This is a genomic window from Kribbella ginsengisoli, assembly GCF_039537185.1.
Taxonomy (GTDB): domain Bacteria; phylum Actinomycetota; class Actinomycetes; order Propionibacteriales; family Kribbellaceae; genus Kribbella; species Kribbella koreensis.
The window spans coordinates 217,056-237,057 of record NZ_BAABAA010000007.1 but is presented as its reverse complement, the minus strand read 5'-3'; the positions used below and the strand labels follow the sequence as shown (position 1 = coordinate 237,057).

The window sequence follows — 20,002 nt, the reverse complement described above, 5'->3', positions numbered from 1 at the left end:
TGGCTGTTGTCACTCGCCCTGTTCGGCTGCCTCGAGCAACGACTCCGCTGCCGACGTCCGCGCATACAGAACAACCCGCCCGACCCGATGCGGAGTGACCAGCCCGCCCGCCCGTAACGCGCTGAGGTGCTGCGAGACACCGCCAGCGGTCATCCCGATGCGCGCAGCCAGCTCCGTCGTCGACCGCGGCGAGTCCAGCTGCATCAACACCTCCGCCCGAGACCGACCCAGTACAGCGGCCAAGCCGGCCGAGGTCCCGCGTGCCGGCTCACTCCAGAGCGTCGCCACTCCACGAGCCGGATAGGTCAGCGTCGGCTGCCACGGCGGGATCGTGCTCGAGTACACGGTCGGCCAGACAAAGGCAGACGGCATCAACAGCAACCCCTCACCCGCCAGCTGCCGCACACCCTTGAAGCGCCGGTGCCTGATCTGCAACGACCCGTCGCGCCACTTCACGGTGTCGGCCAGATCATCGAACAGCCCGGTATGCCCCGCCTGCCCGAGCCTTCGTCCCCGATAGAGCAGATCCCCTTCGAGCAACGCCCGGATCCGCCCCCAATGCGGAGCGATCGCCAGTTCCCAGTACGCCTCCACCTGCCCGGCCAATCGCTCGATGCCACCCAGCGGATCGCCATACAGCTCAGCGATCGCCACCGTCGGCATACCGCCTGCCCTACCGCGAACGCTCGTGGTGCCGCGGACACTCGCGTTTCCGCGGGCACTCGTGGTGCCGCGGGCACTCGCGCTTCCGCGGGCGCTGGGGCCGACCCCGGCATCTCGCCGTCGGCGGGGGAGGGTGACCTCGTCGAGGGAGCCGATCGGGTTCTTCCAGGCGTAGGCGAGGACATCGAGGTCGGCGCGGACCTGGTCGGCGCTTACTCGGCGCAACGCGCCCAGGTCCGTCGTCAGGTCAGGTGCAGGTGTCTGTGGTGGCGGGGTGAGGAAGTCCACGAGATACCAGACGCGCGGATCGACCAGATCGAAGAGCAGTCCGAGCTCGGCACCGGACCGATTGATCCGTTCCGTCGTCGCTTCGGCCCAGCGCCGATGGAACGTCTGCGACCGCGGCGTCTTCAGCAACCGGATGCTCGCGACCACCTCCCACAACGGCGAGACCGCCAGCCGCGTCCGGGCCAGGTCCTCCACGGTGAAGGTGATCGTCAGCATCTCTGTCGCCTTGTCGATTTAGTAGTAGCTAAATCATTGCAGAAGCCCGCCCGATCGCGGCGAGTCTGTCCGCATGACTCTGGAATCAACACGCTCAGTTCAGCCGACGATGATGATCGGCGACCTGGAGGTACACAGGCTCGGGTTCGGCGCGATGCGGCTGACCGGGTTCCGGCCGGCCGAGGACCGTACCGAGGCGATCAAGGTGGCCCGGCGAGCCGTCGAGCTCGGCGTGAACTTCATCGACACGGCCGACTCCTACGGCGTCGGCGCCAACGAGGACCTGCTGGCCGAGGCCCTGTATCCGTACACCGACGACCTGCTGATCGCCACGAAGGTCGGACGAACCCGGCCGTCGCCGAGCGAATGGACGCCTTTGGGTCGCCCCGAGTACCTGCGACAGGCGGCCGAGCTGTCACTGCGACGGTTGAAGGTCGAGCGGATCGACCTGCTGCAGCTGCACCGCATCGACCCCACCGTTCCTTTTCAGGATCAGCTTGGCGCCTTGGCGCAACTGCAGTCAGAAGGCAAGGTCAGGCACCTCGGCCTGTCAGAGGTGACGGTCGAGCAACTGGAGGAGGCGCGCCAAGTGATCGACGTGGTCAGCGTCCAGAACCGTTACAACCTGACCGACCGCGAACACGAAGCCGTCCTGGATCATTGCGCGGAGCGATCAATAGCCTTCGTTCCCTGGCTCCCCATTGCGAACGGCGACCATGCCTCGTCGCGGATCTTGACCGATCTCGCCGCCGAACTGGAGGCCACGCCCGCGCAGATCTCCCTTGCCTGGTTACTGCATCGCTCGCCTGTCGTGGTCCCGATCCCAGGAACGAAGTCGGCCGAACACCTCGAAGAGAACGTGGCGGCAGCCCGGATCCAACTGACCGCGGAGCAGCTCGAACGCCTGTCGGCGGCCGGCGGGCGGTAGTTGTCCCCAGGCTGAAAACTCCTTTCCTGCAAGGCCTCCGGCGACGGCATCTTGTCAGTAAGCCGTGCCGGAGCAGCCGGGCGGCAGATCAGGAGGTTCGACATGTCCAAGGCGCTGGTACTGGCCCGCCGATCCCGCAACCGCACCGAGCGCGGCGCCGCCACCGCGGAGTACGCCGTGACCATGGTCGCGGCCTGCGGGATCGCCGGCATCCTCATCGCGCTCTTCAAGTCGCCGGCGATGCTGACGTTGCTCAAGGCAATCATCAACTATGCGCTGAAGGCGGCGGGTGTGGACGGCGTGCACCTCTGACGCACCGCAGTAACCATCCGGCCGCGGCGCCTCCCCTCACCGCCGCGGCCGGCCCACCCCGCCTGGAAGGACCTGCCACATGCGCATCCGAGACGAGAACGGCTCAGTCACAGCCGAGGCTGCCTTCGTTTTCCCTGTACTACTTGCCGTACTGGCCCTCGGCCTCTGGCTGGTCGGCACCGTCATCACCAATGTCCGTTGCATCGACGCGGCCCGGGACACCGCCCGAGCCGTCGCCCGCGGCGAGTCCTTGGAGTCAGCCCGCGAACTAGGCAGACGCGCAGCACCACCAGGCGCCACCATCACCATCACCCGACAAGACGTCACCATCCACGTCGAAGTCACCGCCACCACATCCCAACCGCGCGGCCTCCTCGCCGCCCTACCCCACCCGACCCCCAAAGCCACCGCCGTCATTCAAACCGAGCCGGCTGAGCCCGATGACTGACCGGCCGAGTCCGATGACTGACAGAACAGATCGCGGCAGCGCCACCCTGCTGTCCCTCGGCATCGCAGCCGTCCTACTGGGCGCCTGCGTCCTGGGAGTGCTGTGGGCAGCAGTATCCGTAGCCCACCACCGAGCCGACACCGCGGCCGACCTAGCAGCCCTCAGCGCAGCCCAAGCCCAGCAATCCGACCCCGGCCAAGCCTGCACCACCGCCACCCGAATCACCGACGCCCAAGGAGTCTCATTGAAGTACTGCCACGCCGAGGCGGACACGGTCACAGTCGCCGTCACCGTAAGACTCCACCTAGGTGTCTTCGGCACGCCGCTGGTGACCAGCGAGGCCCGCGCCGGACCGATCGAAGGAGCAGACTGGCCAGGTGACGGATGACTCGACTGAACTACTGGTGATAGACGCCGCGAATGTGGTCGGGTCCCGCCCCGACGGCTGGTGGCGCGACCGCCCAGGAGCGGCCCGCCGCCTCCTCGCCAAACTGCAAACCCTCCCAGCCCGACTCGAAACCCCCACGGAGATCGCCGTAGTCCTGGAAGGAGCAGCCAAAGCCGCAGTCGAATCCGTCCCCGACCCAGCCTTCCCGGACCTGCGGATAGTCCTGGCGCAAGCCTCAGGCGACGACGCCATAGTCACCCTGGTCACCGAAGCCGTTGCCCAAAACAACAACCGCCCCATCACCGTGGTAACCGCCGACCGAGGCCTCCGCACCCGCCTGGACCAACTGGGCGCTCAGTCCACCGGCCCATCCTGGCTCTGGTCCCAGCTCCCTTCCTGACCCACCACGTCCCGGCCCACCCACCCCGAGCGTTCACCGGCCTCGGCGTGCCAGCCCATCAGCCTTTCCGTTGGGCGCGAGGGGCGGGGAGCTTGGTCAGGCGCCGGCGCCGCCGTCTATGGGGATGATGGCGCCGGTTACTACTGAGGCGCGGTCGCTGAGGAGCCAGGCGGCTAGTTCGGCGATCTCGCGGGGGTCTGCCATCCGGCCGAGCGGGGTGCTTGCGTTGATGCGGTCGACGACTCCTGGAGTGGCTGCCTCCCAGGTGTCGATCATCTCCGTTGCCGTGCCTCCGGGCGTGATGCCGTTGACGCGGATTCCCTGCGGCGCCCACGTCACGGCGGCTGTCTCGGTGATGCTGTTGAGTGCGCGCTTCATTGCGCCGTACGCGGGGAGGGCCGGGTTCGCACGGCGGCTTCCGATGCTCGAGGTGTTGACGATCGCTCCACCACCACCTCGTCGCATCAACGCGTACTCGGCATTCATCGCAGTCCAATGCGCCCGGAAGTTCACCTCGAACTGTTCCTCGATGTCCTCATCGCTCGTCGTGTCGAGCGGCCCAGGCGCCCGCTGAATCGCCGCACCGTTGTTGAACGCCCCGTCCAACCGCCCATGCAACTCGTCGACCCGGTCGACGGCCGCGCGAACGCTCGCCCGGTCGGCGAGATCCACCGTGACGGCATCCGCAACTCCGCCGTCCTCGCGGATCTCGGCAACGAGCTTCTGAAGAACGTCAGTACTGCGGGAAGCAAGCACGACGGCGGCTCCCTCTGAGGCGAACAAGCGCGCTGCGGCCGCCCCGATGCCGCGACTGGCCCCCGTGATGAACACGACCTTGCCGCTGAGCAGGCCGATGGGTGTGTTCTCGATATTCGTGGTCATGTCCCCAGCGTCAGGCGGTAGCCGATCCGGAGACAGGCACAGGCTGTACCAGGATCCGCCGTCGCGCAGCGGGCAGACTGGTGACATGGACAAGCAGGAACTCGGAGCGTTCCTTCGGAGCCGGCGGGAGCGGTTGCGGCCGGAAGATGTTGGGATGCCGTCGGGGGCTCGGCGGCGTACGCCGGGGCTTCGGCGGGAGGAGGTGGCGGTGCTGGCGCATATCTCCACCGAGTACTACGTGCGGCTCGAGCAAGGGCGGGCGCCGCGGCCGTCGGGGGAGGTGCTTGCTGGGATCGCGGGCGCGTTGAGGCTCACGGATGCTGAGTCGGACCATCTGCATGTGCTTGCCGGTACTGCACCCACTCGGACGGGATTGCATCGGCGGGATGTGCGGCCGAGCATCCGCACGCTGCTTGAGCGGTTGCCGCAGACGGCTGGGTTCGTGACGTCCGCGATCTTCGAGGTGCTGGCGTGGAACGATCTCGCGGCCGCGCTGATGGAGGACTTCGGCGAGGTCGCTCCGGAGGATCGCAATCTCGCTCGCCGGGCTTTCCTCGCACCGACACACGAAGGGCTGCCGCTTTATGGAGTGTCCGACGCCACGGAGTTCAGACAGCACGTCGTGATGGAGCTCCGTTCCACCCTCGCCCGCTACCCGTCCGACCCCGCGGTGACCGACCTCGTCGAAGAGTTGCGTAACGGCAGTTCCGACTTCGCCAGGCTCTGGGAGCAACACGACGTACAGGCCGCGCCGATGCTCACGAAGACCTTCCATCACCCGGTGGTCGGCGAGGTCACTGTCGACTGCGACTCGCTGGCCCTCACCGACCGCGACCAGCACCTGGTCCTCTACAGTGCGCCGGCCGGCTCCCGAGACGCCGAAGCCCTGGCCCTCCTCAACGTCCTCGGCACCGAAACCAGCAACTACCGCCCATAACCCACCCAGCCCAGCTCACCCAGGCAGTCCGCCCGAGGAGCCGCCCGGGGGAGCCCAGACGGGGTGGTTGCAGGGTCAGTCGAGGAGCCAGCCGTTCTGTTCGGCGGTGTGGATGGCGTCGGCTCGGGTTCGGGCGCCGGTTTTGCCGATGGCGGACCAGAGGCGGGTGCGGACCACGCGTTCGGAGACCTGGAGGTTGCGGGCCATCAGGGCGATGGTGCCGCCTTCGCGGGCTGCCCGGAGGGTTTCGGTTTCGCCGTCGTTGAGGGGGCTGTCGGCGTACCGGAGGGTCTCGGCGGCGAGGTTCGCGTCGACGACGCGCAGGCCGAGGTGGACGCGGCGGACGGCGTCGGCGAGTTGGGGTGCGGGGCTGCCTTTGAGGGCGAAGCCTTTGGCGCCGGCTTCCAGGCCGCGGCGCAGGTGGCCGGGTCGGCCGTACGTGGTGAGGATGACGACGCGGCACTCCGGCATCGAGGTGCGCAGCCGGCTGGTGACGCTGAGGCTGTTGGCGCCGGGGCCGGCGGCGTCGAGCAGTGCGACGTTGGCGCGGTGCTGTTTCGCGGCGCCGACGACGTCGTCGGAACGGCGGAGCTCGGCCACTACCTCCAAGTCTTGTTCGCGTTCCAGACCGCTTCTGAGCACGCCTCGGCTGAGGATCTGGTCGTCGACCAGCAACAGCCGGATGCGGTCGGGCAAACGAGCCTCCGGGGGACCGTCCGGGCACCGGGGAAGTGTGTCCGGGAGGAGATGAGCATGACGTCGGTTCCAGATCATGGAGCCCTGAAACTCAGCGCGTCCACATCAACGCGACATCTCTACCAGATTGCGACCAGATCGCGACCAGACGGTCTCCATGCCCAGTAAACGCACGCCCGGTGCAGCGCTTGGGCGGTCCGGCGGAGGCGGTCCGGGTATCAGTTGGTCAGCGACAGGAAGCGGTTGTCGTGGGTGACAAGGGCCGTGCCGGGCTCGGCAGAAGCAGGTATGGACTCGTAGGCGGAGCGGACGGCGTGCGTGGTGCCGTCGCCCGTCACGAGCAGGGTATTGGGGGCGTCGATGACAACCAGTTCGTTGCCGTTGCGGAGAACGATTGGGGCGTCGTAGCCGGCGGAGATCGCGGTGCGGCCCGCTGCGAGTCCCTCGAGCACGGCAGGAACCAGTTCGTCAGGGCCTTCGGCTGCGGCGTCGATGGCGATCCACGTGGTGGGGATTCCGGGCGTGGTCAGTGAGGACGGGTTGTGGTAGTCGCTGCCGCCGATGGGGGTGGTACCGAGGCCCCATGCCTGCCACCAGGCGACTGGGCCGCCCCAGCGGTGGTCTAGCCAGGAGGAGTGCCAGATCTCCGCCAGTGGTGGGTGTTCCGGGAGGGGGTGGCGCCAGGAGCAGTCGCCGCCCAGGGGGTGGTTGATGGAGAGCAAGCCGCCGCGATGGGCTACCTCCGTCACCCAGGTGGATGCTGGTTGGCGGAAGTCGATCGTGCCGATAGCGCCGAAGGCGTTGGCGTGGCCGATGTCCGTGGTGACCTCTTGGCCGGGGATCAGACCGATGCCGAACTGGCGGCTCAACCCGGGCAGCTCTGCGTGGTGTGCCTCGGTGTTGTGGTCGGTGATCGCCATCACGTCCAGCCCGGCCGATACGCCGAGGGCGGCTAGGTTGGCGACCGGTGTCGAGCCGTCCGAGTGCAGTGAGTGCGCATGGAAGTCACCTGCCACCCAGCGAAGCCCGTCGGCGGCAGGCAGCACTCGGCGCGGTGGCCGAGCCGGTACGCGGACAGCAGCCGTCAACGCGGCGTACTCGTCCAGTCCCGGGATCACCGAGATCGGTCCGGTCACCGCCTCGACCACCAACTCGACGCCCTCGACCGGGACCCGGTGCAGCCCGATCACCACGAACCAGGTGCCCTCCTCCAACTCGCCGGCCACGTAGCCGGGGGTCGCAGCAGTCGGGGTGATCGCGAAGGACTGTCGCGCACCACCAGACCAGCCGCGCCACCCACCGGCGCCCTCGCACCCGAGGTCGATCACCGCGCCTTCGACGGCTGGCACGGTCAGGGTGACCGACAGCCCAGGACAGCCGGGCGGGATGTCGACCGGCAGGGAGTGCCAGACCGACGCTGCCCGGTCGTCCAGCGTCCACCGCTGCCGGTACGTCGTGACGGCCATCAGCCGACCATGGCGGGTTGGCGGGCCAGCAGGTCGCCGGACTCCCTGTCGTACAAGAGAACCCGCTGCGCAGGAGCAGTCAGTACCACGGGAGTTCCCGGCGCCGGCTCATCCTCCTCCGGCACAGTCACCCCGACGAGCGTCCCCTCGCAGTCGACGCTGACCAGCGACATCGTCCCCAGGTTCTCCGCTACCACCACGGTGCCGCGGATGGACGGGCCGGACACGTCGCCAGTGGACAAGCTGAGGTACTCCGGCCGGATCCCAACCGTCACCTCAGCCCCCGCCGGCACAGCCGAAGTAGCCGCAGGCAACCACCCACCAGCCACCGAAACCACCCCAGAACCACCCGAGCCGGCTCCGACGGCGCCCGGCCCGGCCCCGGAGCTGCCCGAGCCCCCGGCGGTCCCCGGACCGGAGCCGGACCCAGCTCCGACGGCGCCCGGGCCGGACTCGCTGGCGCTCGGGGCGGTTGCTGAGCTCACTGCTGCGCCGTCCGTGACGGTGCCGGGGAGGAGGTTCATGGGGGTTGAGCCGATGAAGTTTGCGACGAAGGTGTTGGAGGGGCGGGCGAAGACTTCGCGAGGTGTGCCGAGCTGGACCAGCTTGCCTGTCTGCATCACCGCGATCCGGTCAGCGAGTGCCAGCGCCTCGGCCTGGTCGTGGGTGACGAAGACGGTGGTGATGCCCAGATCCCGCTGCAGCTTCTTCAGGAAGGTGCGGGCCTCGAGCCGCAACCGCGCATCCAGGTTGGACAGCGGCTCGTCGAGCAACAGCACCTTGCCCTCGGACGCGATCGCGCGTGCCAGCGCCACCCGCTGCTGCTGACCACCCGACAGTTGCCCCGGCCGCCGCTCGAGCAAGCCCTGCAACGACAGCTCGCCCGCCGTGCGCGAAGCAACACCAGAACGAGTGGCCGCAGCAACCCGGCGTACCTTCAAGGGATAGGTGATGTTGTCCGAGACGGTCATGTGCGGGAAGAGCGCATAGTCCTGGAAGACCATCGCCACCCCACGCTTGCCCGGCTCCAGCCGGGTCACGTCGGCCGCATCAATCCGAACAGACCCCTCCGTCGCCGACTCCAGCCCGGCGATCGTCCGCAACAGCGTCGTCTTGCCGCACCCCGACGGTCCGAGCAGCGCGAAGAACTCGCCGTCGGCGACGCTCAGGTCGAGCCCGTCGACGGCGCGCACGCCGTTCGGGTAGACGGTCGCCAGGCCCTCGATGTCGATACCGGCCATCAGCTCTTGATCCCTCCGTGGAAGCGGAACCCATAGCGCGAGTTCACCAGCAGATACAGCACGACGACCGGGATCGAGAACAGCAACGAGAACACCGGCAGAACCTGCAGATTGACGCTGCCACCCTCGTCGGTGAAGGTCTGCATCAGCACCGGGCCCGGCTGCAGCTCGATCGACCGGATCAGCAGGAAGGGCACCAGGAAGTTGCCCCACGAGTTCACGAACGCCCAGACCAGAATCGTCGCCAGCCCCGGCCGGGCCACCGGCAACACCACATCCCGCAGGATCTGCAGCGGCGAGGCGCCGAAGACCCGCGCGGACTCCTCGTACGACTTCGGCACCGCGTCGACGAAGTCCTTCAGGATGAAGATCGCCGCAGGCAACAGCCCGCCGGTCATCACCAGCGCGACCCCGAACCGCGAGTCGATCAGCCCGAGCTGGAACATCATCACGAAGATCGGCACCATCGCCGCGGTCCCGGTGACCACTGACGACAGCAGCAGAAGCCCGTACAGCAAGGCGTCCCGGCCCGGGATCCGCACCCGCGACAGCGCATAGCTCGCCAGCGCCGCGAACACGGTCACCGCGACAGCCGTAGTACCGCAGATCAGCAGCGAGTTGACCATCGAGTGCAGCGCATACGGATGCTCGAACGTCTTGCGGACGTTGTCGAGCGTCCAGTCCGGCCAGTGCACCCCGAGTCCCGGCGACGAGTCGAACGGAGCCGAGGCGATCCACAGCATCGGTACGGCGAAGAACAGCGTGATGACGCAGATCATCACGTAGAAGCCGATCCGGCGGACGACGTACGCGGGGTTCATGAGCGCCTCCGCAGCAGTCGCAGGTAGAGCAGTGCGACGAGCAGGTTCGCGATCAGCAGCAGGAACGAGATCGCCGACGAGTAGCCGAGCTCACCGCCCTGCAGCGCGACGTTGTAGATGTAGACCGGCACGGTCTCCGACTCGTGGTTGGGTCCGCCGCGGGTCAGCAGGAACGGTGAGAAGTCGTTCGCGGTCCACAGCGAGATCAGCAGCGTGTTGGTCAGCACGTGCCCGCGGATGTGCGGGAACACGATGTCCCGCAGCGTCTGCCAGCCCGACGCCCCGACCATCCGCGCCGATTCGAGCTGCGACGGCGGTACCGCTTGCAGGGCGGACGAGTAGAGCATCATCGAGAAGGCCGTACCGCGCCAGGTGTTGAACAGCACCAGGCAGACCATCGGGTAGTCGATCAGCCAGGCCGTGCCCTGCGTCCCGAGGATGCTGTTCAGCGTGCCGGTGTCCCGGTCGAAGAACGCGATCCACAGGTACGCGACGACGGTCGACGGCAGGATCCAGGCCAGCAGGACAAGGCCTTCCACGGTACGCCGTACAGCCGGGCGCGCCCGCCGCATCGTCCAGGCCAGCGCGAAGCCGAGGATGTTCTGCCCGATGATCGCCGAGCCCAGCACGAACAGCAGCGTCAGCCACAGCGCGTTGTGGAACAGCGCGTCGTTGAGCGCCTTGGTGTAATTCGACAACCCGACGATGGACGGCGACACGGCCTCGACACCGGTCAGCCGGTAGTTCGTGATGCCGATGTAGATCGTCCAGATCGCCGGGAAGACCAGGAAGGCCCCAATCAGCAGCAGGGCCGGCGCGACGAAGCCGAGGGCCCGGCCGATGCCGAGCCCCGCGACGTCCTGGGCCGGACCGCGGACCCGTGCCGGGCGGCCCGGCACGGGTTCGGTGACGGACGCCATCAGTTGCTGGTGACCTTGTCCTTGCTACCCGCGGCGGCCTCGACAGCCGTCTGGTAGCTCTTGGCCGCGGCGTCGGTGGACTTGCCGCCGACCACGTCCGCGGTCGCCTGCTGCAGTGCAGCCGAGATCTTCGGGTACTCCGCCAGGCCCGGCCGGTACTGCGTCAGCGGCAGCACCTTGGTCGCGACGAAGGTCAGCATCGGGTCGCTGGCCAGTACCTCGGTGTTGACGTCCGTCCGCTGGGTGATCTTGGCAGCGCCGGCCAGTGACGCCTTGACCATCTCGGCCGAGTTCATGAACTGCAGCAGCTCCCAGGCCTGCTGGGGGAACTTGGTGTTCGGGTTGATCGCGGTAGCGCCGCCACCGGACATCGACACGAAGTCCTGGCCCTTCACCCCGGCACCGGGCTTACTGGCCGGGATCAGCGCGTAGCCGACCGCAGTGTCGCGGTCCGCCATCTTCGCGACGCCTGCCTTGGGCTCGACGACGCTGCGCCAGAAGTAGTCGCCCTCGAGCAGGATGCCGATCTTGTTCGCGGCGAACTCGGCAAACGACTTGTCCCGGCCCTTGGCCTCGCGCTGCAGGATCGGGTCGCCCAGCCCGCCGCCGTAGATCGACTTGTAGAAGTCGAGCACCTGGCGGATCTGCGGGGTGTTGCCCAGCCATTTGCCGTCGGTGTTGATGGTCGCGCCGGTGCCCACCAGCAGCGGCAGTACGCCCTGCATGGAGGTGGCCTCGCCCATCGCCGTACCGGCGTTGATCTGGATCGGTGTCACCCCGGCCAGCTTCTTCAGCGCCTGGCCGGCCGCGGTGATGTCGTCCCACGACTTGGGCTGCCAGTCGGCCGGCAGCCCGGCCTGCGCGAACAGCTTCTTGTTGAAGTACAGCACCCGCCCATCGGTTCCACCCGGTACGCCGTACCGCTTGCCGTCGAAGCTGCCGAGCTGCTGGACCGAGTCGGGGATCTGCTTCCAGCCGTCCCAGCCGTCGACCTTGGCGGCGTCGCCGACGGTGTCGGTCAGCGGCTTGAGGTAGCCGGCCTGGGCGAACTCGCCGACCCAGATGCCGTCGATGCTGAACAGGTCCGGGCCGGCCTTGTTCGACAGGCTGAGCGCGAGCTTCTGCTTGTAGACCTCGTCGTCGGAGCCGTCGCCCTGGAACTTCACCGTGACGTCGACGCCCTTGGCCTTCTGCGCCTCGACGAACTTCGGGATCAGCACGTCCTCGGTGAACTCGGCGCCGGCGCTGTTCTTGCCGCCCTTCACCGAGTTCGAGCCGATCACCAGCTCGACCGACTTGGCGTCTGAGTTGCGGTTCGCGTCCTGGTCGCCGCTGCCGGAGTCCGACGAGCCGAGGCAGCCGGTCAGCAGCACGGTGGCGGCCGTTCCTAGTACGGCCAGCCGGAACAAGCGCGGGATACGTCGCATCAGGGGGCTCCTTGCGGGGTCAGTGCAGCCAGTGCCGGTTCACCTTGGCACTCGGCGGGAACTTTGTGAAGACTTTTAAACGGAGGAGAGCGAAACGTTGTTAATTTCCAACGTCAAGTGGTTGCCCTCGGCTACCTCGCCGGGCCGGCCCGGAGCCGTCAAATCGGATCCGAGCGGCGCGCATTGCGGAAGAGTTAAAGCTCGCTCGCGGTTGTATGACAAAGGGTAGCTGTCTAGATACAGACCGTGATGTTCCGAGGTAGCGTCAGTGCCGATCGGATCATCGGAGCGGAGGTGAAGAACATGCTGCTCGGACTTCTCGAGGACCTTCTCGGTGGTTGCTACTGGCACCACTGGCACCACCACTGCTGGTGGTGATCGGCCGACCGGGCCGCTCCGCTGACGCGCAAGCAGCGGATCGCCCAGCACTGCGAACACTGAGGATCTGACCACCGCGGTTCATGAACCGAAAGGAAGGGGCCGGTCCCGAGAGATCTCGGGACCGGCCCTCCTCTGTGTGGCTGAGGATCCTCCTCGTTACTTCTGGGCCAGCTGCATCATCTGCTTGGGCAGAGTCGTCATCTGGGCCGGTACCGGAGTCTTCGCCTGCAGCAGGCTGAACAGGCTCGACGCGGCGTTCGCGATCGGCAGCGGCAGGGCCAGGCCCAGCGATGCCAGCAGTGCGTTCACGAGTGCCAGGACAGCGCCGAGGATGTCCAGGCCCGGCAGCGGCAGCGCGCTCCAGCCCTGGTACTTCGCTCCGCTGGCCGACTGGATACCGGTCGGCTGCGCCTGCTTCTTCACGCCCTTGCCGAGCAGCGAACTGAGTGCCATTCCGTTCGCCGCGTTGACGAACGAGCCGGATGACTCGTCGTAGTTCCACTTCTGGCCGTCACCACTGCGGCAGGGCAGCACCAGGACCGGTGCGTTCTTCGGCGTGGTGACCAGGTCCGCACCGGTGTCCAGGCAGGCGCCGGTCTTCGCAAGGGCGCCACCGACGCTCTTGCTCATCGCGACCTGCAGCTGGCCCTTGTCGGTGAGCACCCATTGCTGGGTCTTGCCCTCCTTGCCGGGAGCGCAAGCCATCATCACCGCCATCGGGACCTTGTTGGACGTGACGAAGGTGAGGCAGTAGCGCGTGTCCGCGCGGTTCGCGATCTGCTTCACCACGCCGACCTCGACGCCCGGTGGGTCGGCCGGAACCGGCGCCGCCTGAGCGGGGATCGCGGTGGCCAGGGCGACGCTGACGGCGAGGACTGCCACGCCGGTGCGACTCAACATTCTACGGATGATCAAGACAACCTCCAGAGGTCGTGCTATCTCGCGGCGTCAGGTCGTCGGGACCCCGAGGCGAGAGCGGCCGAGCCTGGTTCCGGGAACCGCGAGGAACACCCCATTGCGCGTGGGGCGAGCTGCGGGTCGATCCCCCGATGAGGAGGCGGTGTGGCCCGGAAGGCCGGCGGTGACTCAACGCGACGTTGACGCCACGACCAGTAGTGCACAGGACCGTCGGAAGTGGCTATCGAGATCGGTGGGAACTTGATGCCAATGGCAACTAACTGCCACGGATGAATTGTTGCGCTAGGCATCGATATACGGCTGGGTGATCGCCGTGCCGCGGCTGAGCGGCGGCTGTGCCTGGACTGAGATATTACAACGAGAACCGTTTCGGGGCACGTTCCCTGGCTGAGCCGGTTTCACCTTCTGGAAAAGGTGAAACCGGCTCAATCCGGCCTGGTTCAGTGCGGCTGCTTCGAATCGGTGCCATCGGCAACGATGTGCCGATCGGCGGCCAGTCGCTCGCCGTCGGCGACGTCGACGGTCCGGCTGTCCGGGTCGTCGTCGGGCAGGTTCGTCGAGGTGCTGGAGCCGGTCGCAGCCGGATCGGCGGCGTGCCGTCCGACCGGCTCGTCGACCCGGTCGGAAGCTGAGGAGTCAGGTTCCACCGCGGCGACCTTCTGCCGGAGCTGACGTACTTCCTTGTGCCGGCGGTAGCCGCGGCCGAGTCCCTTCTTCGTCAGCCACAGGCCGAGGGTGATGGCGATGCCGGCGGCGGCACCGAGGAAGAACAGGGTGGGGACGGCGAGTCCGAAGTCGACGCCGAACACCGACATCGTGGTCGAGTCGCCGGACGAGACCGAGACGCCCAGGCCGAACAGGACGGCAAGGACGATCAGGACGATTCCGAGAGCCAGCATGATCGCTGCCTTTCTTCCAGCAGCCTGGTGCTGGAGGTTTCAGGCCTCACTGCGAAGGAGTGCGGTAAGCAGCGCTACTGCGCCACCTTTGTCGAGCGGGTTGTTCCCGTTCCCACATTTGGGTGACTGTACGCACGACGGGCAGCCGTCCACGCACTCACAGTGTGCAATCGCCTCCCGTGTCGCGGTCAACCACTCGCGCGCTGCGGCGTACCCGTGCTCGGCGAAACCGGCCCCGCCCGGGTGCCCGTCGTAGACGAAGACGGTGAGCCGGCCGGTGTCGGCGTGCTTGGCGGTCGAGACGCCGCCGATGTCCCAGCGGTCGCAGGTGGCGAACAGCGGCAGCAGTCCGATCGAGGCGTGCTCGGCGGCATGAGCAGCCCCCGGTACGTCGCTCAGCCCGAGCTCCTCGACGAGCTGGTCGGGCATCGTCCACCACACCGCCTTGGTCCGCAGTGTGCGCTCGGGCAGATCCAGAGGTTGCTCGTCGAGCACATCACCGGTGACGAGCTGCTTGCGCTGGAACGAGATCACCTGGTTGGTCACCTGGACCCAACCCCGGGACAACTCGGCCGCACCCCACTGCCGGGTCTCCTCCGTGGCCAAAATGCTGATCTCGGTGACATCGCGAGCGAACGTCGTGTAGTCCGGCGACGCCGCCTCGACGATCGCGGCGTGGTTCTCGAGGTCGAGCGTGCGGACCAGGTACGACTCGCCTGCGTGCACGTAGACCGCGCCGGCGTGCACGCTCGCGTGGGCCGAGCCGCCGTCGACGGTACCGAGCAGGCGCCCGGTCTGGTCCTCCACGATCTGCACCGTCTTACCGCCGGCCGAGCGGATGTCGATCGCGTCGACCGCCCGGTCGCGCCGGGTCCAGAACCAGCCGTGCGGCCGTTCCCGGAGCAGGCCCTGTTTGACGAGTTGCTTGATGACGGTCTCGGTGGTGGCGCCGAAGATCTCGTAGTCGTCCGGCGTCAGCGGCACTTCCTGTGCGGCGGCGCAGAGTTGCGGGCCGAGGATGTACGGGTTCTCCGGGTTGAAGACAGTCGCCTCGACCGGCCTCCCGAAGATCGCGGCCGGGTGCCGGACCAAGTAGGTGTCCAGTGGGTCGTCCCGTGCCACCAGGAGTGCCAGGGCATCGCCACCTGATCGTCCTGCTCGACCGGCTTGCTGCCACAGCGAGGCGCGCGTCCCGGGCCAGCCGGACAGTAATACTGCGTCCAGCCCGGCTATATCTATGCCGAGCTCCAACGCGTTGGTCGCGGCCACTCCGGTCAGCTCACCGCTCTGCAGCATGCTCTCGAGCCGCCGCCGCTCCTCGGGCAGATAGCCCGCCCGGTACGCCGACACCTGCTCGCTCAGCGCCGGGTCGACCTCCGCGAGGTTCTGGCGAGCAGTCATGGCGACGGACTCGGCTCCGCGGCGGGACCTGACGAATGCGACGGTCCGGACGCCCGACACCACCAGGTCAGTCAGTAGGTCGGCGACCTCGGCCGGGGCGGACCGGCGTACCGGCGCTCCGTTCTCACCTCGGAGGGAAGTGAGGGGTGGCTCCCAGAGGCCGAACGAGATGCCGCCTCGGGGTGAGCCGTCCTGGACGACCTCCACCATCGGCAGGCCGGTCAGTCGCTCCCCGGAGACCGCAGGCTCCGCCACGGTCGCCGAAGCGCAGACGAAGATCGGGTGCGCCCCGTACTGCGCGCAGACCCGCCGCAGCCGGCGCAGGACTCCGGCGACATGTGCCCCGAACACACCTCGGTAGTGATGGCACTCGTCGACCACTACGTACTGCAGCGATCCGAGGAACCGTGCCCAGCGTTGGTGGTTCGGCAGGACGGACCGATGCAGCATGTCCGGGTTGCTCAGTACATAGGTGGCGTGGTCGCGAGCCCAGTCCCGCTCGGTCCGCTCCGAGTCGCCGTCGAGAGTTGTCGCACGCAAGCCGGGCACTGAGTACGCCGACACCGCGCGCAACTGGTCATGGGCCAAGGCCTTGGTGGGAGACAAGTACAGAACAGACGCGGTCCGCCGATGTGGTGACGCCGCGTGCGCGATGCTCAGGGTGGCGAAGGCGGGCAACAAATAGCCGAGCGATTTGCCGGACGCAGTACCGGTCGCGACCACCACATGCTTGCCGGAGTACGCCGCTTCGGCCGTCGCGACCTGATGGCTCCACGGCGCGGTGATGCCGGCGTCGGCCAGCTGGCTGATCACTTCGGGTGGGGACCAGCGCGGCCATTCACTCGTTTGACCTAGTCGGGGTGGCACTGATTCCACATGCGTCAGCCGCTCGGCGCGGCCCGGTCCCGCGGCGAGCCGCTTCAGGATCTCGGCTGCCTCACTCACGGTGCCGACCTTAGTCAGAGCCACGGACAGGTTGCGATCCGAGAGTGCACGGGCGAATGCGCAACGCGTGTGCAAATGCGGATGCACGCGTCACTTTGGACACGCGGCTCGACGCGGGATGCACCGAAATGAAAGAGTTTTCGCACACGGCCCTACTCACGGTCCGTACATGGTTGAATGCAACAGTTCACGGGATCGGAGGCCGAAGTGGATCTGTCGCTGGCGACGCGCGCGGAAGGCGCGCGCATTGTCGTCGAGGTGGGTGGGGAGATCGACGCGTTCGCCGCGCCGAAGCTCCGCGACAAACTCGACCAGCTGATCGAGGCGGGCAACCACCAGCTGGTCGTCGACCTGGAAAGGGTGGAGTTCATGGACTCCGCCGCGCTCGGCGTGCTGGTCGGCGCGCTGCGGAAGATGGAGGCCCACGACGGCTCGCTGTCGCTGGTCTGCACCCGCGAGCGGCTGCTGAAGATCTTCCGGATCACGCATCTGGACAAGGCTTTCGAGATCCATCCGGACGTCGCCTCGGCCATCTGAGGCGGCCCGGTCCGATCGCGGGGCAAGGGAAAAGGTGTCCCCACGATCACAGACGGTGAGCTCTCGGCCGTCGGCGGCGGGGTATGACGTAGACCACCCTGTCATCAGGTCTGGTAGTTGACCCGTTAGAGTGACCCACCGCGCCAGGCCTTTGGCGCTGTGTCGTAATTCTCAACCCTTCGGTGTGCGGCAGTACGGGGGCCGTTCAGCCCTGAGGGGTTGCCTACAAGGAGGACGGATGTCGTCGCTTGCTGTACAAGCGGTGGATCTTTCGTCGAGCAACACCACGCTGGTCGCCGTTGTCGGAGTGATCGCGATCCTCGCGGTCGCCATCGCTTTGGTGTTCCGTCGTCAGGTGCTTGCCGCGAACGATGGCACCGAGAACATGAAGGTCATCGCCCAGGCGGTCCAGGAAGGCGCCGCAGCCTACCTGTCCCGGCAGTTCAGGACGTTGTCGATCTTCGCCGTGGTGGCGTTCCTGCTGCTGTTCCTGTTGCCTGTGCACAGTGACGGCGGCAACGAGACCACGCTGAAGATCTTCCGATCGGTCTTCTTCCTGGTCGGGGCCGGTTTCTCGGCGGCCATCGGCTACCTGGGGATGTGGCTCGCGACCCGCGCCAACGTCCGGGTCGCCGCGGCAGCCCGCGACGAAGGCCGCGAGCCCGCCATGCGGGTCGCGTTCCGGACCGGTGGAACCGTCGGCATGGCGACCGTGGGCCTCGGCCTGTTCGGCGCCGCGCTGGTGGTGCTGCTCTTCAAGGGTGACGCCCCGACCGTGCTGGAGGGCTTCGGCTTCGGTGCCGCCATGCTCGCCATGTTCATGCGGGTCGGCGGTGGCATCTTCACCAAGGCCGCCGACGTCGGCGCGGACCTGGTCGGCAAGGTCGAGCAGAACATCCCCGAGGACGACCCGCGCAACGCCGCGACGATCGCCGACAACGTGGGCGACAACGTCGGCGACTGCGCCGGTATGGCCGCCGACCTGTTCGAGTCGTACGCCGTCATGCTGGTCGCCTCGCTGATCCTGGGCAAGGCCGCCTTCGGCGAGCAGGGCCTGATCTTCCCGCTGATCGTGCCGGCCATCGGCGCCGTCACCGCGGTCATCGGGGTCTTCCTGACCAAGCCGCGGGCCGGCGAGAACGGTCTGCGGACGATCAACCGGGCGTTCTACATCTCCGCGGCGATCTCGGCCGTGCTGTGCGCGGTGGCGGCGTTCGCCTACCTGCCGAGCAAGTTCGCCGACCTGACCGGCGCGACCGCGGCGATCGCGGCGCAGGACGGCGACCCCCGGGTCATCGCCACCGTCTCGGTGATCATCGGCATCGTGCTGGCCGCGATCATCCTGGCCCTGACCGGCTACTTCACCGGTACCGAGGACAAGCCGGTGCAGGACGTCGGCCGGACCTCGCTGACCGGTGCCGCCACCGTCATCCTGTCCGGTATCTCGGTCGGCTTCGAGTCGGCCGTCTACACCGCCCTGGTGATCGCCGCCGCTGTCTACGGCGCCTTCCTGGTCGGCGGCTCCGGCGTGCTCGCGCTGTTCGCGATCGCACTGGCCGGTGGCGGTCTGCTGACCACCGTCGGCGTCATCGTCGCGATGGACACCTTCGGCCCGGTCTCCGACAACGCGCAGGGCATCGCCGAGATGTCCGGTGACGTGGACGGCGAGGCGGCCCAGATCCTGACCGAGCTGGACGCCGTCGGCAACACCACCAAGGCGATCACCAAGGGCATCGCGATCGCCACCGCGGTACTCGCGGCGACCGCGCTGTTCGGGTCGTACACGGACTCGATCTACGCCGTGCTGAACGACGCCGGCGACGCCGCGTTCAACATGGACGCGCTCGTCTTCGACCCGTCCACGCTGGTCGGCCTGATCATCGGCGCGGCGGTCGTGTTCATGTTCTCCGGACTGCTGATCAACGCCGTCGGCCGCGCCGCCGGTGCGGTCGTCTACGAGGTCCGTCGCCAGTTCCGCGACATCCCCGGGATCATGGAAGGCACCGGCAAGCCGGAGTACGGCAAGGTCGTCGACATCTGCACCCGCGACTCGCTGCGTGAGCTGGCCACTCCTGGTCTGCTCGCGATCGCGGCCCCGATCGCCGTCGGTTTCGGGCTGGGTGCCTCGGCGCTGGCCGGTTACCTGGCCGGCGCGATCGCCAGCGGCACCCTGATGGCCGTCTTCCTGGCCAACTCCGGTGGCGCCTGGGACAACGCGAAGAAGCTGGTCGAGGACGGCAACCACGGCGGCAAGGGCTCGCCGGCACACGAGGCCACCATCATCGGTGACACCGTGGGCGACCCGTTCAAGGACACCGCCGGCCCGGCCATCAACCCGCTGATCAAGGTGATGAACCTGGTCTCGGTGCTGATCGCGCCGGCCGTCGTCGGGATGTCGTCGATCGGTGAGGACAAGAACACGGCGCTGCGGATCATCATCGCGCTGGTCGCGTTCGTCATCATCGTCGCGGCCGTGGTGGTCTCCAAGCGCCGGGAGTCGGTCATCTCCGACACCCCGGCCGAGGCCAGCATCGCCGCCTGATTGTTCTGACCAAGTACTGACGCAGTACGCCGAGAGGCCCGCCGGAGTTCGCTCCGGCGGGCCTCTTCGTCTGCCCGACCAGTCGTCGTGGGATCGACGATCAGCTGGAAGTCACGTTCGTTAGCCGGCAGACAAGACGTTCGGCCATCGGCCGTCGACTTTCGTCGGATGCGCCGGGTGCCGGAGTACGGGATCGTCGGGGTCGGGTCAGGGGGTCAACCGATGGCATCCCGGGTCCGGCGAGCGGCAGAATCCACCTAAGGGTGGACACACCGGATCCGCCCGGGGTCCGATGTGATGACCCGTCCGGGCCTCGATACTGAGGTGGACAACCGCCCGCCCATCA

General features: G+C 67.6%; 19 protein-coding genes. 8 read left to right on the top strand and 11 right to left on the bottom strand.

All coding sequences use genetic code 11. The features are described 5' to 3' along the window. Window positions 1-9 precede the first annotated feature (9 nt). Entirely contained in the window at window positions 10-1,167 is a 1,158-nt protein-coding gene (locus ABD768_RS24565) for an ArsR/SmtB family transcription factor (RefSeq protein WP_344844406.1), read from the bottom strand. 73 nt (window positions 1,168-1,240) lie between these two features. Between ABD768_RS24565 and ABD768_RS24560 the strand changes: the two genes are divergently transcribed. From ABD768_RS24560 to ABD768_RS24540, 5 genes are all read left to right on the top strand, one after another. After that, window positions 1,241-2,095, top strand: a complete 855-nt coding sequence (locus ABD768_RS24560) for an aldo/keto reductase (RefSeq protein WP_344844404.1) — start codon at window positions 1,241-1,243, stop codon at window positions 2,093-2,095. 102 nt (window positions 2,096-2,197) lie between these two features. Next, window positions 2,198-2,407 (top strand): DUF4244 domain-containing protein, encoded by a 210-nt coding sequence (locus tag ABD768_RS24555; RefSeq protein WP_343967609.1) that lies wholly within the window; start codon window positions 2,198-2,200, stop codon window positions 2,405-2,407. 79 nt (window positions 2,408-2,486) lie between these two features. After that, window positions 2,487-2,855 (top strand): TadE family type IV pilus minor pilin, encoded by a 369-nt coding sequence (locus tag ABD768_RS24550; RefSeq protein ID WP_344844403.1) that lies wholly within the window; start codon window positions 2,487-2,489, stop codon window positions 2,853-2,855. A gap of 13 nt (window positions 2,856-2,868) precedes the next feature. Continuing rightward, window positions 2,869-3,243, top strand: a complete 375-nt coding sequence (locus ABD768_RS24545; RefSeq protein ID WP_344844401.1) for an Rv3654c family TadE-like protein — start codon at window positions 2,869-2,871, stop codon at window positions 3,241-3,243. Next, a complete protein-coding gene (locus tag ABD768_RS24540; protein WP_344844398.1) occupies window positions 3,233-3,643 on the top strand; it encodes a hypothetical protein in 411 nt (136 codons plus the stop codon). The genes ABD768_RS24545 and ABD768_RS24540 overlap by 11 nt, the downstream gene beginning before the upstream one ends. A 96-nt stretch (window positions 3,644-3,739) precedes the next feature. Here the strand turns inward: ABD768_RS24540 and ABD768_RS24535 are convergent, their stop codons facing one another. Beyond that, entirely contained in the window at window positions 3,740-4,525 is a 786-nt protein-coding gene (locus ABD768_RS24535) for an SDR family NAD(P)-dependent oxidoreductase (protein WP_343967617.1), read from the bottom strand. An 85-nt stretch (window positions 4,526-4,610) separates the two neighbouring features. On the opposite strand from ABD768_RS24535, the gene ABD768_RS24530 reads away from it, so the two are divergent. After that, window positions 4,611-5,462 carry a helix-turn-helix transcriptional regulator gene (locus ABD768_RS24530; RefSeq protein WP_344844395.1) on the top strand — a complete coding sequence of 284 codons (852 nt, stop codon included), beginning with the start codon at window positions 4,611-4,613 and terminating at the stop codon, window positions 5,460-5,462. 75 nt (window positions 5,463-5,537) lie between these two features. On the opposite strand, the gene ABD768_RS24525 is transcribed toward ABD768_RS24530, so the two are convergent. The 9 genes from ABD768_RS24525 to ABD768_RS24485 form a co-directional block, all read right to left on the bottom strand. Then, on the bottom strand, window positions 5,538-6,158 hold the full coding sequence (locus ABD768_RS24525) for a response regulator (RefSeq protein WP_344844392.1): 621 nt from the start codon (window positions 6,156-6,158) through the stop codon (window positions 5,538-5,540). Between the two features lie 218 nt (window positions 6,159-6,376). Further along, window positions 6,377-7,624, bottom strand: coding sequence for a CehA/McbA family metallohydrolase (locus ABD768_RS24520; protein WP_344844389.1), 1,248 nt, complete (start codon window positions 7,622-7,624; stop codon window positions 6,377-6,379). Continuing rightward, window positions 7,624-8,865 carry an ABC transporter ATP-binding protein gene (locus tag ABD768_RS24515; RefSeq protein WP_344844387.1) on the bottom strand — a complete coding sequence of 414 codons (1,242 nt, stop codon included), beginning with the start codon at window positions 8,863-8,865 and terminating at the stop codon, window positions 7,624-7,626. The genes ABD768_RS24520 and ABD768_RS24515 overlap by 1 nt, the downstream gene beginning before the upstream one ends. Further along, window positions 8,865-9,686: a carbohydrate ABC transporter permease gene (locus tag ABD768_RS24510; protein WP_344844384.1), complete on the bottom strand. Its 822-nt coding sequence runs from the start codon at window positions 9,684-9,686 to the stop codon at window positions 8,865-8,867. The genes ABD768_RS24515 and ABD768_RS24510 overlap by 1 nt, the downstream gene beginning before the upstream one ends. Beyond that, a complete protein-coding gene (locus ABD768_RS24505; protein WP_343967630.1) occupies window positions 9,683-10,606 on the bottom strand; it encodes a carbohydrate ABC transporter permease in 924 nt (307 codons plus the stop codon). Before ABD768_RS24505 ends, ABD768_RS24510 begins: the two co-directional genes overlap by 4 nt. Continuing rightward, window positions 10,606-12,033 (bottom strand): extracellular solute-binding protein, encoded by a 1,428-nt coding sequence (locus ABD768_RS24500; RefSeq protein ID WP_343967632.1) that lies wholly within the window; start codon window positions 12,031-12,033, stop codon window positions 10,606-10,608. The genes ABD768_RS24505 and ABD768_RS24500 overlap by 1 nt, the downstream gene beginning before the upstream one ends. 537 nt (window positions 12,034-12,570) lie before the next feature. Next, window positions 12,571-13,314: a ricin-type beta-trefoil lectin domain protein gene (locus tag ABD768_RS24495; protein ID WP_343967634.1), complete on the bottom strand. Its 744-nt coding sequence runs from the start codon at window positions 13,312-13,314 to the stop codon at window positions 12,571-12,573. 458 nt (window positions 13,315-13,772) lie between these two features. Continuing rightward, complete coding sequence (locus ABD768_RS24490; RefSeq protein WP_343967636.1) at window positions 13,773-14,231, bottom strand: hypothetical protein; 459 nt, start codon at window positions 14,229-14,231, stop codon at window positions 13,773-13,775. Window positions 14,232-14,270: 39 nt separating this feature from the next. Further along, window positions 14,271-16,577: a DEAD/DEAH box helicase gene (locus ABD768_RS24485; protein ID WP_344844378.1), complete on the bottom strand. Its 2,307-nt coding sequence runs from the start codon at window positions 16,575-16,577 to the stop codon at window positions 14,271-14,273. 177 nt (window positions 16,578-16,754) lie between these two features. Here ABD768_RS24485 and ABD768_RS24480 point away from each other — a divergent pair, with 177 nt between their 5' ends. Together ABD768_RS24480 and ABD768_RS24475 are read left to right on the top strand one after the other, a co-directional pair. Beyond that, on the top strand, window positions 16,755-17,114 hold the full coding sequence (locus ABD768_RS24480; protein ID WP_425558449.1) for an STAS domain-containing protein: 360 nt from the start codon (window positions 16,755-16,757) through the stop codon (window positions 17,112-17,114). A 238-nt stretch (window positions 17,115-17,352) separates the two neighbouring features. Further along, entirely contained in the window at window positions 17,353-19,656 is a 2,304-nt protein-coding gene (locus tag ABD768_RS24475) for a sodium-translocating pyrophosphatase (RefSeq protein WP_343967643.1), read from the top strand. The last annotated feature ends 346 nt before the right edge of the window (window positions 19,657-20,002 follow it).

What these genes read in the sequence shown, in the direction of transcription:
- ABD768_RS24500 (WP_343967632.1), bottom strand. Translation starts at nt 12,033, where the DNA reads ATGCGACGTATCCCGCGCTTGTTCCGGCTGGCCGTACTAGGAACGGCC.
- ABD768_RS24555 (WP_343967609.1), top strand. Translation starts at nt 2,198, where the DNA reads ATGTCCAAGGCGCTGGTACTGGCCCGCCGATCCCGCAACCGCACCGAG.
- ABD768_RS24495 (WP_343967634.1), bottom strand. Translation starts at nt 13,314, where the DNA reads ATGTTGAGTCGCACCGGCGTGGCAGTCCTCGCCGTCAGCGTCGCCCTG.
- ABD768_RS24505 (WP_343967630.1), bottom strand. Translation starts at nt 10,606, where the DNA reads ATGGCGTCCGTCACCGAACCCGTGCCGGGCCGCCCGGCACGGGTCCGC.
- ABD768_RS24535 (WP_343967617.1), bottom strand. Translation starts at nt 4,525, where the DNA reads ATGACCACGAATATCGAGAACACACCCATCGGCCTGCTCAGCGGCAAG.
- ABD768_RS24520 (WP_344844389.1), bottom strand. Translation starts at nt 7,624, where the DNA reads ATGGCCGTCACGACGTACCGGCAGCGGTGGACGCTGGACGACCGGGCA.
- ABD768_RS24560 (WP_344844404.1), top strand. Translation starts at nt 1,241, where the DNA reads ATGACTCTGGAATCAACACGCTCAGTTCAGCCGACGATGATGATCGGC.
- ABD768_RS24550 (WP_344844403.1), top strand. Translation starts at nt 2,487, where the DNA reads ATGCGCATCCGAGACGAGAACGGCTCAGTCACAGCCGAGGCTGCCTTC.
- ABD768_RS24515 (WP_344844387.1), bottom strand. Translation starts at nt 8,865, where the DNA reads ATGGCCGGTATCGACATCGAGGGCCTGGCGACCGTCTACCCGAACGGC.
- ABD768_RS24480 (WP_425558449.1), top strand. Translation starts at nt 16,755, where the DNA reads ATGCAACAGTTCACGGGATCGGAGGCCGAAGTGGATCTGTCGCTGGCG.
- ABD768_RS24530 (WP_344844395.1), top strand. Translation starts at nt 4,611, where the DNA reads ATGGACAAGCAGGAACTCGGAGCGTTCCTTCGGAGCCGGCGGGAGCGG.
- ABD768_RS24510 (WP_344844384.1), bottom strand. Translation starts at nt 9,686, where the DNA reads ATGAACCCCGCGTACGTCGTCCGCCGGATCGGCTTCTACGTGATGATC.
- ABD768_RS24565 (WP_344844406.1), bottom strand. Translation starts at nt 1,167, where the DNA reads ATGCTGACGATCACCTTCACCGTGGAGGACCTGGCCCGGACGCGGCTG.
- ABD768_RS24490 (WP_343967636.1), bottom strand. Translation starts at nt 14,231, where the DNA reads ATGCTGGCTCTCGGAATCGTCCTGATCGTCCTTGCCGTCCTGTTCGGC.
- ABD768_RS24475 (WP_343967643.1), top strand. Translation starts at nt 17,353, where the DNA reads ATGTCGTCGCTTGCTGTACAAGCGGTGGATCTTTCGTCGAGCAACACC.
- ABD768_RS24545 (WP_344844401.1), top strand. Translation starts at nt 2,869, where the DNA reads ATGACTGACAGAACAGATCGCGGCAGCGCCACCCTGCTGTCCCTCGGC.